At 33.7% G+C, this 15,778-nt stretch carries 17 protein-coding genes; all 17 read left to right on the top strand.

The genetic code is table 11. The features are described 5' to 3' along the window. The first annotated feature begins 219 nt into the window (after nucleotides 1–219). The 17 genes from CRO04_RS24935 (at nucleotide 220) to CRO04_RS24860 (ending at nucleotide 15,494) form a co-directional block, all read left to right on the top strand. A complete protein-coding gene (locus CRO04_RS24935; RefSeq protein ID WP_097006948.1) occupies nucleotides 220–414 on the top strand; it encodes a hypothetical protein in 195 nt (64 codons plus the stop codon). A gap of 446 nt (nucleotides 415–860) precedes the next feature. Beyond that, a complete protein-coding gene (locus CRO04_RS24930; protein ID WP_097006947.1) occupies nucleotides 861–1,253 on the top strand; it encodes a hypothetical protein in 393 nt (130 codons plus the stop codon). A gap of 4 nt (nucleotides 1,254–1,257) precedes the next feature. Then, on the top strand, nucleotides 1,258–3,021 hold the full coding sequence (locus CRO04_RS24925) for a Mu transposase C-terminal domain-containing protein (protein ID WP_097006946.1): 1,764 nt from the start codon (nucleotides 1,258–1,260) through the stop codon (nucleotides 3,019–3,021). Next, complete coding sequence (locus CRO04_RS24920) at nucleotides 3,022–4,497, top strand: ATP-binding protein (RefSeq protein WP_097006945.1); 1,476 nt, start codon at nucleotides 3,022–3,024, stop codon at nucleotides 4,495–4,497. It abuts the gene before it with no gap. Further along, on the top strand, nucleotides 4,491–5,750 hold the full coding sequence (locus tag CRO04_RS24915; protein WP_097006944.1) for a TniQ family protein: 1,260 nt from the start codon (nucleotides 4,491–4,493) through the stop codon (nucleotides 5,748–5,750). Before CRO04_RS24920 ends, CRO04_RS24915 begins: the two co-directional genes overlap by 7 nt. Before the next feature lie 84 nt (nucleotides 5,751–5,834). Continuing rightward, nucleotides 5,835–6,242, top strand: coding sequence for a ribonuclease Z (locus CRO04_RS24910; protein ID WP_097006943.1), 408 nt, complete (start codon nucleotides 5,835–5,837; stop codon nucleotides 6,240–6,242). Beyond that, a complete protein-coding gene (locus CRO04_RS24905; RefSeq protein ID WP_097006942.1) occupies nucleotides 6,239–7,213 on the top strand; it encodes a DNA/RNA non-specific endonuclease in 975 nt (324 codons plus the stop codon). Before CRO04_RS24910 ends, CRO04_RS24905 begins: the two co-directional genes overlap by 4 nt. 340 nt (nucleotides 7,214–7,553) lie before the next feature. Beyond that, nucleotides 7,554–8,078 carry a hypothetical protein gene (locus CRO04_RS24900; protein WP_097006941.1) on the top strand — a complete coding sequence of 175 codons (525 nt, stop codon included), beginning with the start codon at nucleotides 7,554–7,556 and terminating at the stop codon, nucleotides 8,076–8,078. 10 nt (nucleotides 8,079–8,088) lie between these two features. Continuing rightward, on the top strand, nucleotides 8,089–8,622 hold the full coding sequence (locus CRO04_RS24895) for a hypothetical protein (RefSeq protein WP_097006940.1): 534 nt from the start codon (nucleotides 8,089–8,091) through the stop codon (nucleotides 8,620–8,622). Further along, the gene (locus tag CRO04_RS24890) at nucleotides 8,615–9,301 is read left to right on the top strand and encodes an endonuclease V (protein WP_097006939.1); all 687 of its coding nucleotides are present in this window, start codon (nucleotides 8,615–8,617) and stop codon (nucleotides 9,299–9,301) included. Before CRO04_RS24895 ends, CRO04_RS24890 begins: the two co-directional genes overlap by 8 nt. Before the next feature lies 1 nt (nucleotide 9,302). Continuing rightward, nucleotides 9,303–9,914, top strand: a complete 612-nt coding sequence (locus CRO04_RS24885) for a metallophosphoesterase (RefSeq protein ID WP_097006938.1) — start codon at nucleotides 9,303–9,305, stop codon at nucleotides 9,912–9,914. A gap of 188 nt (nucleotides 9,915–10,102) precedes the next feature. Continuing rightward, nucleotides 10,103–10,513 carry a hypothetical protein gene (locus tag CRO04_RS24880; protein ID WP_141401044.1) on the top strand — a complete coding sequence of 137 codons (411 nt, stop codon included), beginning with the start codon at nucleotides 10,103–10,105 and terminating at the stop codon, nucleotides 10,511–10,513. Nucleotides 10,514–10,694: 181 nt separating this feature from the next. After that, nucleotides 10,695–12,983, top strand: a complete 2,289-nt coding sequence (gene nrdD / locus CRO04_RS24875) for an anaerobic ribonucleoside-triphosphate reductase (protein WP_242974647.1) — start codon at nucleotides 10,695–10,697, stop codon at nucleotides 12,981–12,983. Nucleotides 12,984–12,998: 15 nt separating this feature from the next. After that, nucleotides 12,999–13,478, top strand: a complete 480-nt coding sequence (gene nrdG, locus CRO04_RS24870; RefSeq protein WP_097006936.1) for an anaerobic ribonucleoside-triphosphate reductase activating protein — start codon at nucleotides 12,999–13,001, stop codon at nucleotides 13,476–13,478. A 242-nt stretch (nucleotides 13,479–13,720) separates the two neighbouring features. Beyond that, entirely contained in the window at nucleotides 13,721–13,870 is a 150-nt protein-coding gene (locus tag CRO04_RS26480; protein ID WP_166432674.1) for a hypothetical protein, read from the top strand. A 1-nt stretch (nucleotide 13,871) separates the two neighbouring features. Continuing rightward, nucleotides 13,872–14,657, top strand: a complete 786-nt coding sequence (locus CRO04_RS24865; protein ID WP_242974645.1) for a TatD family hydrolase — start codon at nucleotides 13,872–13,874, stop codon at nucleotides 14,655–14,657. 201 nt (nucleotides 14,658–14,858) lie between these two features. Then, nucleotides 14,859–15,494, top strand: coding sequence for an HD domain-containing protein (locus CRO04_RS24860; protein WP_097006935.1), 636 nt, complete (start codon nucleotides 14,859–14,861; stop codon nucleotides 15,492–15,494). The last annotated feature ends 284 nt before the right edge of the window (nucleotides 15,495–15,778 follow it).

Below are 15,778 nucleotides of genomic sequence, written 5' to 3'. Positions count from 1 at the left end.
GAAAAGATCATGAGATTAGATTCTCGTGGTCTTTTTTTGTTGAGCCGCCTCTGACTCTATACCTAATCAAATTCTGATGCCTCGTCAATGGAATTTGTCTCTACCTATTGCTAGAATACTAACGAAACTTTAGTTGAGTGATTTATCCTTAAAAAAGGAAAGAAAAGAAGAAGGAAAAGAGATAAGAAGATAGAACCAGAGACAGGGTGAAAAGATAGTTTGACTGAGTTTGACCCGCCCTATCGGTCATTGTCCCTGTGGTATATAAAGTTAGAGCCGGCAGCGGGAGCAGAGATCTTACTAAATAAGCAGCTGGTTTTGAGTTTGACTATGGAGACAAAGACAGTCCAGGTGTGGTGGCCGGCAGCAGGAGACCCTGCCCGGCTTTACCGGGTACAAAATAATAAAGAATAAAGCCCTGAAAAAGACCAGAAACAAAAGTAGAAAAAAAGAACAAATACAGGAAAATCTAATTCGAATCTTAGATTATATATGTTCTATTTTGGATTGGACAAGAGGGCGATTTTCATACGCACATCAACAAAGAGAGTATAAATAATTGGAATTAATCAGAGCTTTTGGCAACAAAAATTAAAATTAATTCGAGTTTTTGGCTCTAAAAATTAATTAATCGAAGAATTTGGTTACAAAAACTTGGAATAATTCGACTGGAGAAGAGTTAAATTTGGAATTAATCAGAGTTTTTGGATACAGGAATTAGAATTAAATCTAGTTTTTGGCTTTGCGTACAAATTAATTAGAGTTTTTGGCTTCTGATATTAAGGTAAATTAGTCTTGTAGTTAAAACTGGATTAATTCATACATTAATTAAATTGAACTTTTGTAAAGGAGTAAAAGTAATGGACAAAGCTGGAGGTAAACGCAGAGATATTAATTTCCGTAGCAACAAAAATCAAATGGTAGTGTGTGTCCACAGCAGAGAGGCAAGGGAATATGCGAAAATTTTAGAGCATGAGAAAAACGTGGTATCCTACGAAGCGTGCTGGGAATTGGAGAAAGAAAGATATCAATATGTAAACACATTGGATATCCGTAAGGATTATTTTGACACGGTATGGGCGTCTGACTTCGTACTTCATTTTGTGGATGGCTCTATTGGAATTCGTGAGATTGTCACAGAAACCATGTTATCTAAGCGGGCCAACATTGAAAAACTAGAATTTTCACGCCGCTACTGGTCTACATCAAATGCCACAGATTGGAAAATTGTCATTATGGAAAAAGGAGAATAGACTTATGTTTATTGATATTGCAGGAGAAACGTTTAAGATTGCATCAAGGGCTGAGAGCGGAGCGTGGATCATATCCTATGAAAATCCCTGTGCTCCAAAGTTTGTCCTAGAGCGAGAATTGGAAACTTATACAAGGTTGGAACCGCCAGCTAAATACCTGCAATTGATAGAGAATAAAACTACTGATGGACAGGAAAAACGGATGAATCTTATTACAGAACTTCTGAATGATGAAATTTATATCGTAGACAAACAACGACGTAATCAAAAGATAAAGGAGATTGCCGAACGTGAGAGAACTACAGTGAAACGAATCCAGAAACTTTATTTTCGCCATCTGGCAGGACTTTCCCTAGTTGAAAAACGACAAAAACAAGAGAAACCAGAAACGAAAGAGCAAAAAGACTTTGCATGGGCGATAGATTCTTTTTATTACAGTGCAAAGAAGATGAGCTTACGGAGCACCTATGATCTCATGCTATTATCAAGATATACTGATACAGACGGATACTTAATGGAGAACCATCCAAGTTGGTATTGTTTTCGCCACTACTTTTATGAAAAGAATTATAACAAGAAGTCAAGAGCAGTTATTTCCAGAAACGGGCTCTCTGATTATCAGAGAAATATACGACCATTGTTTGGTTCTGCAATGAATTGGAAAAGTAAAATTGGCGCATTTCAAATTGACGCGACACAAGCAGATATTTATCTTGTTTCTAGGTTGGATAAATCCGCTGTAATTGGACGACCGAACATTTATATGGCAGTTGATACGGTTACACAGCTAATTGCTGGAATCTATGTAGGTCTGGAGGCTGGAGAACATGCCGTTATATCCTGCCTTACCAATTCTGCTATGAATAAAGTGGAATTTTGTAGACAATATGGTATTGAAATTACGAAGGACGAGTGGCCAAACGTAGGCTTGCCGGGAGAAATAATCACGGATAAGGGAAAAGAATTTCTTGGAAGCTACATGAATGAAATCGCCATGAAATATGGAATTGAATTTGAATCCATGCCTCCATTCCGGCCGGATAGAAAAGGGTTAGTTGAAAAGGCATTTGATCTTATACAGCAAAAGTACAAGCCTTCTCTACGAGGAAAAGGTGTTATTGAACCGGATGCACAGGAACGATGGGCAGTAGACTATCGTAGCCAAGCAATGCTAACTTTAGAGGACTTTACAAAAATTATAATCCATTGTGTGTTATATCTTAATAGCTGCCGAATAATTCAAAATTGTCAAGTGGAAGTAGTCACTCCCGTTGCTTCTGAACTCTGGAAATGGTATGAGTCTAAAGGACGGTCCAGCGTAATTCCTATTAATGGAGAGCAGCTTTATCAATTTGGGCTTCCAAGAAAGAAAGCAACTCTGTCGAGGAAAGGAATCAGTAACCAGGGCCTTTGGTATGTGTCTGCTGAATATAAAAAGCTTCTGATGAATAAAAAAATAGGAGAGAACGTTCAAATTGCATATGATCCAGAAAATGTGAGCCGAATCTATCTAATTAATGGAGTAGAGTATATTCCCTTTGAGCTCGCTAGCTATTATAAGAGATATACGGGAGCCACACAGGCAGAATGTCAGATTGAGAAAGATAAGAGTAAGAAAAGCAGGAAGGAACTAGAACGGCTGGATACCGAGGGTCGAATACGGGTACTACAGAATATACAGGGAATTATTGGTGAAGCAAAATATACCGAAAAAGGAAAACTGGATACGGATACGATTAAATCCAACCGCAGAAGGGAGAAGGCATAGATGAAGTATCAGAAGATGAGAGGGAATGTGGCAGATGCCGATTATGATAAAGAAGAGGGAAATCCGTTTCTGGAAGCACTGCCGGTATTATTGGGAAAACCAGAGTTTATAGAACGAATAAAAAGCGATATTCAATTGCCTTATGACTTGCAAGAGAAGAACCCGCAAGTACGAAGGAACTATTTGACAGAATTGAACACTTGGTTTCAGCCCATGGACTATATGTACACACTCTATGATATGATTTATCGAGCAATGGCAGCGACTTATCAGACCAAAACCGTGGTTGAATCAGTCAGGCAATTAAATGAAATTTACATGGACTTTCGAACTGGAATGGAACGAACCCTTTCCTATTCTACCCAGGCATACTGCGGAGCTGTTTTGGGTGTTCCGGGCATTGGAAAAACTTCTACGATTCAAAGGTGTTTAAGTATCATGCCACAGGTGATTCTGCATACAAAATACCATGGACAATCTTTTTACACGAAACAGATTAATTATCTTATTGTGGAATGTCCCTCTGACTGCTCTGTGAAAACTCTGGCCTTTAATATTTTATCAGCCATAGACAGAGCGATTTGCACAGAGTATTTTACACAAGCGGCATGTTTAAGGAACGTATCTTCAAGCGCTCTAACTACCAGATTAAAAATAATCTGCATGAATCATCATATTGGGTTAATTGTTATTGACGAAATACAGAATGCAATTCTGACAGCTGCAAAGAACAAGCAAACAAGGCCGCTCATTAAATTTTTGGTGGAACTGACAAATGAGACTTCCACGGGTATCTGTTTTTGTGGAACATTGGAAGCCGAAGAACTGTTTCTAAAACAGGAGCATCTAAAGAGGCGAACTAGAGGATTCCGGCTTCTGCCCTTGAAATATGACATAACTTATCGGAAGTTTATTACAGACTTATGGGTGTTCCAGACCACTCTTCAAAAAACTGAATTGACGGAGAAATTAATGAAACAGATATATGATCTTTCTGCTGGTATTCCAGCCTATATTTTAAAGATATTTGAGGAAGCACAGATACAGTCGATCCTTTCAGGAAAGGAAAAGTTAACTTATGAATCAATGAAGCAGGCAGTTACCTATTTGGGAATTGAGGTTCCAAAGGTATATAGTCGTGGAGGGACTTCTATCTCTGATTTTACTGTACAGGAGGTAACAAAAGAGGAAATTGGAGTTGAAGAGTTGGATGAGCTAGAAGTCGAGTATCCGAGAACGGAAGAAATTGAAACTCAAATAACAACAGTCCCTATATTTCCAGATCAGGCAGATATACCCACAGAACATACAGAAATGCCAGTCAAGCGTTTTTATGCAAGCCAACGAGGGAGAAAATCAGCGGTGAGGGATAACACTGATTTGATTGCTATATGGAAGAAAAATGAATCTGTAACACATTTGATTCAGACGTTGAAAATCTGTCAGATGGTAGAGCGGAGGAGTTTTTTATGCTGAGCTATTTTCCTATACCTTATCCAGATGAACTATGGTATAGCGTCTTGTGCCGCTATCATGTTAGATCAGGCAATATAAGTGATATATATACAATGAAAGAGTTATTTGGCAATACAAGTAAATATATGTCAGTTGGAAGTTTTTTCCCTAATAATTCGATCTATTACATTTACAAACAATTACCAGATACTATTTTTAACATTGATGAAATAATTTTAAATCATACTTTGTTTAATTATTTTTGCCGAATGCGTACATATGAAGAAAAAATTAAGATGATTGAAATGATAAAAAAAGGAAATTCCAAAATTCCAATTTCCTATTGGAGAACTTCTACAAAAAAAAATAATACTCTTAAATTTTGTCCAATATGTAAAAAAGAAGATAATGAGAAATATGGTGAATCTTATTGGCATTGCAGCCACCAAATCCCACTGATAAGCATCTGTAAAAAACATAAATGCCGACTTATCACTCTTGAATATTCAAGGAATGATACAATTAATGAAAGCTTTATCCTTCCGGATAATTGTAAAAGTGCTTCTTCCTTTGACTTTAATTGTAACGAATACGAATTATTCTTGACAAATGTATTATATGATTATTTGCATCTATCATTAGACATTGGACCAACAGAAGGTTATAATAATCTATATCAGGCTTTACTTGATTCTGAGTATGGAATCACATATAAATTAGAAAATCGCTCATTTAATGTCGCTAAAATATATAAACAATTAGCAAATAATTTGGGAAGTGAAATTACAATTAGAGTTTTGGGTACAAATCCAAAGTATTGTACATTTTCGGTTTTAAAGGATTGGTCTTTAAAATGTCCAGAACGATATGCAATAGTTGCGGCTTTGATTAATCAACCAGCTAATATTACCTTTGGACAAGAAATAAAAAATGATAATTATAACAAGCAATTAAAGTTAAAAGGTGATAAGAGATTAGTTGAGTTAGAAGTTAATCTTATAAAGTTTAAAAAAGAAGCTAAAGAAAAAGGTATTATCTATAAAAAGAAATTAATAGCAAACAAACTTGGGATATCAACACAACAACTTGATTTACTATCCAGAATAATTGGCATTGAGCCTTTTTGGTCACATATCACAGGAGAAAAAAGGAGTAAGGTATCCTGTTATCTATCATATAAAGAAAAACAGTTAGTTGAAGAATATACAAATAAACACGATTATGCAAATGTATCTGAATTTATTAGATATTGTATCAAGAGAGTTATTGATTAATTTAATAGATACTTTTATCAATCCATAAATATTTGCATATTGTTATCATTATAGAAAAAAGGAAAACAGAAGGGAAGTGGCAAGATGTTTATAATAATATGTATTGATGACAATAAAGGAATGATGTTCAATCATCGTAGGCAAAGTCAAGATAAAGAACTTCGAAATCATATTTTGAGTGAAATAAATAATGATAAGTTATGGGTGAATGCTTATACATCTGGGCAGTTTCCTGAAACACAATTACAAAATGTTGTGGTAGATGAGGACTTCCTTAAAAAGGCTGACCAATGCGAATATTGTTTCGTGGAAGATGAAAATATTGAACCTTACATGGAACGAATAGAAAGGATTATAATATTCAAATGGAATCGAAAATATCCTGCAGATTTTTATTATAGTATTGATATGAGTGGTTGGAAGTTAGTTAAAACAGAGGAATTTAAGGGAAATTCCCATGAGAAAATAACAAAGGAGATCTATATAAAATGAAAATATTAAAAGCATATCTAATGTTATCGGTATGGATCATAGCAATTCTATGTACTGGTTGTTCCCAAATTGAGATGTCGAAGGGTGAAAAAATAACCGCTTACGAAAGCACAACAGGTTTGGAAGGTAGTACTGATGGAGCCAACAATTCAGAAAGTGAGGTTGCCTTTTCAACTGGTGCTATACCATCTTATTCTGGAGCGCCATACGCAGTAATTAATAATAATGTCCCGTTTTTAAATGAAAAAGACTATACTACGAAATCATTTGAATCATATAGTGAGCTAGATAAATTGGGACGATGTGGAGTTGCATTTGCTAATGTTGGTATAGATCTAATGCCGACAGAAGGACGTGGAAATATTGGGCAAGTGAAGCCGACTGGTTGGCATACTGTGAAATATGACAATGTAGATGGAAAATATCTATATAATCGTTGCCATCTGATCGGCTTCCAGCTAACAGCAGAAAATGCAAATGAAAAGAACTTAATTACTGGTACTCGTTACATGAACGTTGACGGAATGCTACCATTTGAAAATATGGTTGCGGACTATGTTAAAGAAACAAATAATCACGTGCTTTATCGCATAACTCCAATTTATAAAGGTAATGATTTATTGGCTACCGGCGTACTAATGGAGGCAAGATCTGTGGAGGATGACGGTTCTGGTATTCTTTATAATGTATTTGTCTATAATGTACAGCCGGGAATTACGATTGATTATACAACAGGCGAGAGCTGGATATCAAAAAATACAGTTGCTGATTCAGAGTTAAAAGAAGATATACAGAACAACACATCAGAAAATGAAACAACTTATATTTTAAACACAAATTCCCATAAATTTCATAAGCCCAATTGTGACAGTGTATCAAAGATAAGTGAAAAAAATAAAGGAAATTTTACCGGAACTCGTGATGAAATAATTTCACAAGGATATACTCCATGTGGAGTTTGCAATCCGTAATATTAAATTTAGAAAAGTAAAAATTGATAAAGATAGGACATTCTATATTTCTAACAAACAATATCTTGGAGTACTGATAAATAATCGATTTAAAGCTATCTCTAAGGATTGGAAAATTAAGAGTTCAGATTCTTCAGATAAATGATTAAGAGATTACATCTCGAATGAAAGCGCAAATGAGGCTTTTAACAAAAAAAATAATTAAATTATTTTCTACTATAAAAGTATGTCGATTTAAAAAATGAAAATATAAATGGAGCTATCTAGCTCCTTTTTTTATACTGTTATTTTAAATTGCCAAACATAATAACTCTATCAAAGAAAAAAGAGGAGATAATATATGATTTATAAGATGATATATAAGGATGTTACAAAAGCACTTCCAGATTATGTTACGGCTCAATGTATATCAAATGATTGTGCAATGGGAAGTGGTGTAGTATTAGCTTTTCGGAAAGTGTTTCCGGGATTAAAAGCGGCTTGTATAAACTATATAGATATAGCTAAAAAGGATGTTTCAAAGATTACGGCAGACGGAACTGATTGCCGATTTGTGAACAATCGAGGCATTTATATACCATACAGACATAAAGATGATGCAGGTGTCGTATACAATATGTTTACTAAAGACCGCTATTGGCATAAGGCTGGAAAAGGTATAACATATGAATCGTATTTAGCAAATCTGAAGGATTCGTTAGAGGCTATACGTTGCATGATGATTCAGAATAACGAAACAAAACTAGCAATGCCTAAGATTGCCAGTGGAAGAGATAAATGTAAGTGGGAGGATGTTGAGTTAATTATTAAAGAGGTTTTCATGGATACTGACTTTGAGATAATTATTTGTGATTATACAGAATAGGAGAAACGAAATGTATACATTTATAAAACATAATGGAGGCTGGTGGTTAAAAATTGCCTCAGTAGAAGAATATTTAAATGTAAAATTATTTGAAAACGAAATGTGGAATGAAGCAGCAGAACAATTAGGAGATTTCAGGCGTAATAAACATTTTCACTTTACTAATGCAATTGCAAGTTTAATTTATGATTTCAGGTGTCCAAGAACAGGTCATGGAATTATAAAAGAAACAGCAGCTCTGATTGAGGAAATATCTTCGCAACAATTAGAGATGTTAAATAAACATGGAAATATCTACATCAATAAAAATGGTGGATATTGTTTTGGATTTGATGAAACAAAGAAAATTGAAAGAGAAGACTTAATATATCCAGATAGTGATTATTACAAGGTGAATATTAAAAAATTTCCATATGGCACACATTATTATTTATATATTAATGGAAAGCAGGTATATGATGAGTTTGGAAATATAAAGTGGAATACTTACCAGAGAGCAAAAGAAATTGCGGATCAATATGTAAAGGAAAAAATCGATGAATGATACAGAAATGGTTCAGATACAATTAGAATTACAGAGTAAGATCAGCTTAAAAGATAAGATTGATATAAATAACATAAAGTCAATTACTGGAGTCGATGTTGCTTATTTTATGATTGATGATAAAGAATATGCAGTATGTTATGCAGTAACTTTAGATCGCAATACACATGAGATGTTGGAATATACACAGGAATATGGAGTTATTGAAATTCCTTATACAAGCGGTCTATTGGCGTTTCGGGAAAAGGATCTTATTTTAGGAGCTTGGAAAAAACTAAAGAAGAAAGGTGATGTTATTGTTTTTGATGGAAATGGTATTTTGCATGAGAGAAAAATGGGTATAGCAACTCATGTAGGTATTCTTCTTGATATGCCAACAATTGGTGTTGCAAAGACATTCTACGATATACACGGTATAGACTATCCCATTGTCGGAAACAGAAAGTTTGATACGACGGATATTGAGTATAAAGGATTTGTTTATGGAAAGGCCCTGCGGACACGACCGGATTGCAAACCAGTCTTTATTTCTTCTGGAACCAATATCAGTTTAGATACAGCAGTGTGTCTTTTGAAGGAATTTGTGACAGATGATTCTAGAATTCCATTACCAACACAATTAGCAGATATTGGAACACATGCTGCAAGAAGGACGCTATTAAATGAGAGGAGAATATAAAATGAGATATTATATAGCTGATTGCCATTTCTTTCATTTGGCAATGAATGACAAGATGGATCAAAGAGGGTTTGAATCAACAGAATCAATGAATAAATTCATGCTTAAGCAATGGAACAGCAGAGTAAGAAAAAATGATGAGGTTGTAATTCTTGGAGATTTATCATTTGGAAAATGGGAGCAGACGCAAACTCTTGTGGAGCGGTTGAATGGAAAAAAGTATTTAATTGCAGGAAATCATGACAAATATTTAAACAATAAATCTTTTAATAAAGAACTCTTCAAGAAAATTACAAGTTATGATGAAATGCAGGATAATAATAGAAAGGTTATTTTATGCCATTATCCTATTTTTTGTTATAACGGACAAAATCGAGTGGATGATTTTGGAAATCCGAAAGTTTATATGCTACATGGACATATACATAATACAATAGATCAGGCATTAGTGGATAAATTTGTAGAAGAAACAAGGAAAACTAAAAGAATCATTCAAGGAAAGGAACAAGGGATTCCTTGCAATATAATCAATTGTTTCTGTATGAAATCAAATTATATTCCTTTGACTCTGGATGAATGGATTGAAATTGAAAATAAAGGCTTAAAAGGTTAGATGTAAAACATTAGCCATATGGAATTCAATTTATGATTTTTTCATGGCAAGCGCGGATTTTAAAATATGTATTGAAAGCAGCGGTGGCTGCTTTTTTGTTGCTCATAAAGTACATAAAAATTTTAAATTTTTTGTCCATTTGTTTAAATTCTATCATTATATCTACGAAAAATTTTGGAGGTGCCAATATGAATGATATTAAAGGTTTAAAACAAACGGAATACGATGATTATTTAACATTAGAATTAATTCCAGATTTTATAGAAGAATTTGGAAAAGTTGATACTATTATTCTAAAACGTAAGAAAATTCGTTTTGCAAAGACCTGTCCATTTTGCGGAGATCTTATTATCTTGGGAAAGGATTATGATTTATGTCAGGATCTTATTGATATGGAGACTGAAACAACAAGGAAATATGTTGAAATGGTTACTGAACTTGAAGTCGTAAATCAAGATGACTGTTTGGAATGTGAATGTTATGAGAGTGATATGGTTGATGATGATCCAGAAGCAGAAATTCCACAAGAAGAATTTGAATCAGAAGAAGATACAGAAATAGATTTAGATGAAGATTATGGAGATGGAAATCACGAATAAGAAGGGCCTTAAGGGCTCCTTTTTATTGATTAAAATTTACTGTAAAGAATCAAGACTTTTGCAATAAAACACAATATATAGAACGTATTAATCCGTTGCCACAACATCAAGAATAGCTTTGTTCTTATGTGTTAGTTTACATACTTAATATGTAACTCATAAAAATGAAGGAGGAAATAAATTGAATAGTTTATTTGATCTAAATAAAATAGTTATAATCAAGAAAAACGGAACAAAAGAAAAATTTGATTCTGAAAAAATTATAATTGCCACTCAAAAATCGGCAAATCGGATTGCCAAAGAATGGACTAATGAAGAAAAAAATGAAATAGTACGATACGTAATACAAAAAATTGAGGAATCTCAAGAGACGGAATTCCATATTGAGACAATACATTCTATCGTGGAATACGCTTTAGAAAAAGTGAACCCTAAAGTTGCAAACCAGTATAGAAGTTACAGAAACTGGAAGCAAAAGGGATTAAAGTTATTTGATGAGATGGAGCAGGCAGAAAATACAATACGATACATAGGTGATCGCTCCAATGCAAATAAAGATGCAAAGCTTGTTGCTACAAAACGTAGTCTTCTATATGGAGAATACTCAACTAAGAGATATGAACAATTCTTTTTAAACGAAGAAGAAAAGCAGGCGACGAAAGACGGATTCTTTTATATTAATGATAAAGACTCAAGACTAGATACTTGGAACTGCTGTCTTTTCGATATGGCTAATGTCCTTAGAGGCGGATTCCAGATGGGAAATATGTGGTATAACGAACCAAATTCTCTTGACACTGCCTTTGATGTTATGGGAGATATTATATTAAGTACAGCTGCTCAACAGTATGGTGGATTTACAGTACCTGAAGTTGATACAGTTCTGCTTCCGTATGCAAATAAATCATATAATAATTTCTATTCGGAAAAATATAATGAAATATACGAAAGTGAAATGGAAACTATCGAATATTTAAAAGAACACCATGCGTTTTATTTACCAGAAAATAAGATAAAGCTGGAACAATTATTAGCGTATGCAAAAGAAAAAGCGGAGACAAAAGCTAAAGAATATGCATTTAAAAAGACACAGAGAGAATGCGAACAGGGTATGCAAGGAATTGAATATAAACTGAATACGGTCGGAAGTTCTCGTGGTGATTATCCTTTTACAACCTTTACTTTAGGTCTTTCTGAAGGCAAGCTTGGTAAAATGATTACTAAAACAATCTTAAATGTTAGAAAGGAGGGCCAGGGTAAAAAGGGATTTAAAAAGCCGGTACTATTTCCTAAATTAGTATTTTTATATGATGAAGAAAAACATGGAGCAGGGAAGGAATATGAAGACGTTTTTGACGGTGCAATTAGTTGTTCCAGTAAAACGATGTATCCTGATTATCTTTCATTAACTGGAGAAGGATATGTTCCTGAAATGTATAAGAAGTTTAAAAGAGTTGTTAGCCCGATGGGCTGCAGAGCGTTCCTGTCACCGTGGTATGAAAAAGGTGGCATATATCAATCAGATCCAGAAGATAAACCTATTTTCACAGGTAGGTTCAACCTAGGCGTTGTGACCTTACATCTCCCGATGATTCTGATGAAGTCGATGAAAGAAAAGAAAGATTTTTATGAAGTGCTTGATTATTACATGGAACTAATCAGAAAATTTCATAAGAGAACAATTGATTATATCGGCAATTTACGTGCAGGTGGAAATCCAATGTGCTTTTGTGAAGGCGGAATGTTAGGTGGAAATTTAAGACCGGATGAAAAAATTGCTTCGTTATTGAAGTCTTGTACAATTAGTTTTGGAATAACCGCATTGAATGAATTGCAGATGCTCTATAACGGGAAATCAATCAGAGAAGATGGAAAATTTGCACTTGAAGTAATGGAGCACATTAACAATCTGGTTGACAGATATAAGAAAGAGGATGGGATTTTATATGCTATTTATGGTACTCCAGCAGAAACATTAGCAGGAAAACAGATTGAACAATTTAGAACAAAATATGGAGTCGTCGAAGGAGTCTCGTCAAAAGAATTTGTTACTAATTCTTTCCATGATGCTGTATGGGAGACAATTACTCCAATTCAAAAACAAGATGACGAGAAGCGTTTTTGGAATTTATCAAACGGTGGAAAAATACAATATTGCAAATATCCAATCCAATATAATCTTGGAGCTATTAAAACTTTAGTTCGAAGAGCAATGAAAATAGGATTTTATGAAGGCGTTAACCTATCTCTTTCCTATTGCAATCATTGTGGGCATGAAGAATTAAATATGACAATTTGTTCTCATTGTGGAAGCAAAAATATTACAATGATTGACCGAATGAATGGATATCTTGGGTTTACAAGAGTAGGCACAATCGATGGTGACTTTGACTTTGACTCTGATCCTGAGAAGACAAGTAGATTTAATAAATCTAAAGTTGCAGAACTCGGCATGAGAGTGTCTATGTAATTAAGAGGAGAAAAAATGAATTACCATGATATTAAAAAATGTGATATGCTGAACGGCGACGGACTCCGCTGTGTTTTATTTGTGAGCGGTTGCTTACATCACTGCCTCGGCTGCCATAATCCTGAGACCTGGAATTCTAAAAGCGGAATTCCATTTGATAAAAAAGCTTTAAATGAAATTTATGAAGAACTGAGTAAAGATTATATTGATGGGCTAACACTCTCTGGCGGAGATCCATTAAATGAGGCAAATCTTAATGATATCTATAATATAGTAAGCGAAGTTAAAGACGATTTTAACTACAAGACAATCTGGATCTACACTGGATATACTTACGAAAATTTAATGCAAGATACCAGTACCTCGGGACGGATGAGAAAAAAGATTTTAGAAAAGTGCGATGTCTTAGTAGATGGACGATTTGAAAAAGATTTGATGTCTGAGGAATATCCTTTTGCTGGGTCAACGAATCAAAGAATAATTAAGTTAAAATGAAAAGCGGATTATTCCGCTTTTTTTATTGCTTGTATTCGTTTTTTTTTCCTAAAATTACGACAATGTTTTCTTAGATTATAAAACCATTTACTTAATCAAGTGTACATTAAATGAATCTTTTTTACTATTTTTATTCATATCAGATATTATTTTTATATAAGTTTTTACATATTAGAAATGTAATAAAGTGATAGTCAGAGATTTAGATTATTTATGCAATAAAAGAATATAGGAGAAAATAAATGATAGAATTAACAAAAGAAGTTTTAAAAGGAATCAATAAAAGAATAGAGACAGAAAAAGATTTAAGTGCTAAACTAGATTTGCTCATATTAAAAGCAAAAGTTCAAGGAACAATCACGGTGCATATGAATAACAAATTAGGAGTGTAGGATGATGAATATTACATATTACGATATTGGACTAAACCTTTTCTGTAAACAGTTTAAAAATCCAGAAAAAATTCTTGAAAATGCAACGGCAAATGATGTGGCCTGTATCTTAACAGGGACAAGTACAAGGGCAAACAGACAGATAGCTGAGTTTATTTTGAACCGTGAATTTGTCTATGGAACAGCTGGGATTCATCCTCACAACGCAGATTCAGTAAGGAAAGAGGACTTTGATTTAATCGAAGAATTAATAACATCTAATCCTAAAATTGTTGCCGTTGGAGAGTGTGGGTTGGATTATGATAGAATGTATTCGACAAGGGAAAACCAAATTTTATGTTTGGAAAAACATATCAATCTTGCTGAAAAGTTGAACAAACCATTATTCCTGCACGAACGCTCAGCAACAGAAGATTTTATTAAACGATTTAAAAATCACAAAGAGCTATGTGAAAAATCAGTAGTTCATTGCTTTACTGGAAATAAAAATACATTAGATAATTATTTGAAACTTGGGTTTTCAATAGGAATTACCGGATGGATTTGTGATGAAAGGCGCGGAAAAGATTTACGGGAAGCAGTAAAAGGGATACCTCTGGATCGCATTTTAATTGAGACCGATGCTCCGTATTTAACGCCTAAAAACGTAGATGGATTATCGAATATTAATGTTCCTGAAAATATTATCTACGTGGTTAAAGAATTAGCAAAGTATATGAATATAAATGAAGAAGAACTGATACAGAGAGCAAAGGAAAATACTGAAAGAATATTTTCATTAAGTTAAAGGGAGCATTGGCTCTCTTTTAATTTAATTTAGAAAGATAACATATTATATTTGTAAATGAAAGCTAGAATATAAATGAGTACTAATCAGAAAATTAGACGAAAATAGTTAAATTAATGGTGCCATAAAAAAGAACAATAAAGAAGGAAATATTGTTTTTAATTCAACAAAAAATAGATAAAATGAAAGGGAGATATTAATATGAGTAAACAATATAATGTTGATAAGATGTATACATACTTAAGAGGTTTCCTTGTAGGCGCTAGAATGGAGCAAAGTATAAAAGCTTTAAGTTATGCAAGAGAAAAGCACAAAGACCAGAAACGGAAAGATGGTGTTCCATATATAGTGCATCCACTTCAAATGGCTTGTTATGCAGTTGCTCTAGGCATTAGAGACGATGAAATAATTGCGGGTACATTATTACACGATGTTTGTGAAGATTGCGGTGTTCCAATTGACTTTTTGCCAGTTAATAATTCCGTAAAACAAATCGTAAAATATATGACGATTACTCCTTTACCTGGAGAAGAAAAAATAGATATAAAACGTAGATACTTTCGAAATATGTTGGAATGTAAGGGCGCAATTATCGTAAAAGGCCTTGACCGTTATCATAATATGTCATCGATGGCAGGTGTGTTAAAACCGGAAGCAATACGAAAAAACATTACGGAAAATGAAGAGTTATTATTGCCAATGATGAAAGAAGCGAAAGAAAAATATCCAGAATTGTCCGATATGTTGTTTATACTTCGAACAAATATCACGGATATTTCTAATGCATTACGTGATAAATATTTTGATAAAGAACCAGAAAATGCTGATAAAAGTTGAAATGAAAATGTTATCAAAGAGCCTTTGGCTCTTTTCTTTATATGAATAAGTGTGAAATTGAATAAAAATGCGTAATAAGTAATAACGAAAAGAAAAAAGAAGATATTTTAAACTACTTCCTTTTCTTTTTCCCTTTTTTTAAAACTGAAAATAAAACGAATATCCCAAAATGAACGTTTTATAATTGCACGCAATTATCCCTGTCTCTTATACACATCTCCGAGCCCACGAGACAGGCAGAAATCTCGTATGCCGTCTTCTGCTTGAAAAAAAAAAAAAACACA

Source organism: Lacrimispora amygdalina (genome assembly GCF_900205965.1).
In the GTDB taxonomy this organism is placed as follows: domain Bacteria; phylum Bacillota; class Clostridia; order Lachnospirales; family Lachnospiraceae; genus Lacrimispora; species Lacrimispora amygdalina_A.
This window is presented reverse-complemented; position numbering and strand designations above follow the sequence as displayed.

Bases quoted from the DNA above. Each gene is read 5' to 3' on its own strand.
- CRO04_RS24905 (WP_097006942.1), top strand. From the start codon at position 6,239: ATGAAAATATTAAAAGCATATCTAATGTTATCGGTATGGATCATAGCA.
- CRO04_RS24895 (WP_097006940.1), top strand. From the start codon at position 8,089: ATGTATACATTTATAAAACATAATGGAGGCTGGTGGTTAAAAATTGCC.
- CRO04_RS24860 (WP_097006935.1), top strand. From the start codon at position 14,859: ATGAGTAAACAATATAATGTTGATAAGATGTATACATACTTAAGAGGT.
- CRO04_RS24890 (WP_097006939.1), top strand. From the start codon at position 8,615: ATGAATGATACAGAAATGGTTCAGATACAATTAGAATTACAGAGTAAG.
- nrdG (WP_097006936.1), top strand. From the start codon at position 12,999: ATGAATTACCATGATATTAAAAAATGTGATATGCTGAACGGCGACGGA.
- CRO04_RS24930 (WP_097006947.1), top strand. From the start codon at position 861: ATGGACAAAGCTGGAGGTAAACGCAGAGATATTAATTTCCGTAGCAAC.
- CRO04_RS24920 (WP_097006945.1), top strand. From the start codon at position 3,022: ATGAAGTATCAGAAGATGAGAGGGAATGTGGCAGATGCCGATTATGAT.
- CRO04_RS24925 (WP_097006946.1), top strand. From the start codon at position 1,258: ATGTTTATTGATATTGCAGGAGAAACGTTTAAGATTGCATCAAGGGCT.
- CRO04_RS24880 (WP_141401044.1), top strand. From the start codon at position 10,103: ATGAATGATATTAAAGGTTTAAAACAAACGGAATACGATGATTATTTA.
- CRO04_RS26480 (WP_166432674.1), top strand. From the start codon at position 13,721: ATGATAGAATTAACAAAAGAAGTTTTAAAAGGAATCAATAAAAGAATA.
- CRO04_RS24910 (WP_097006943.1), top strand. From the start codon at position 5,835: ATGTTTATAATAATATGTATTGATGACAATAAAGGAATGATGTTCAAT.
- CRO04_RS24885 (WP_097006938.1), top strand. From the start codon at position 9,303: ATGAGATATTATATAGCTGATTGCCATTTCTTTCATTTGGCAATGAAT.
- CRO04_RS24865 (WP_242974645.1), top strand. From the start codon at position 13,872: ATGATGAATATTACATATTACGATATTGGACTAAACCTTTTCTGTAAA.
- CRO04_RS24900 (WP_097006941.1), top strand. From the start codon at position 7,554: ATGATTTATAAGATGATATATAAGGATGTTACAAAAGCACTTCCAGAT.
- CRO04_RS24915 (WP_097006944.1), top strand. From the start codon at position 4,491: ATGCTGAGCTATTTTCCTATACCTTATCCAGATGAACTATGGTATAGC.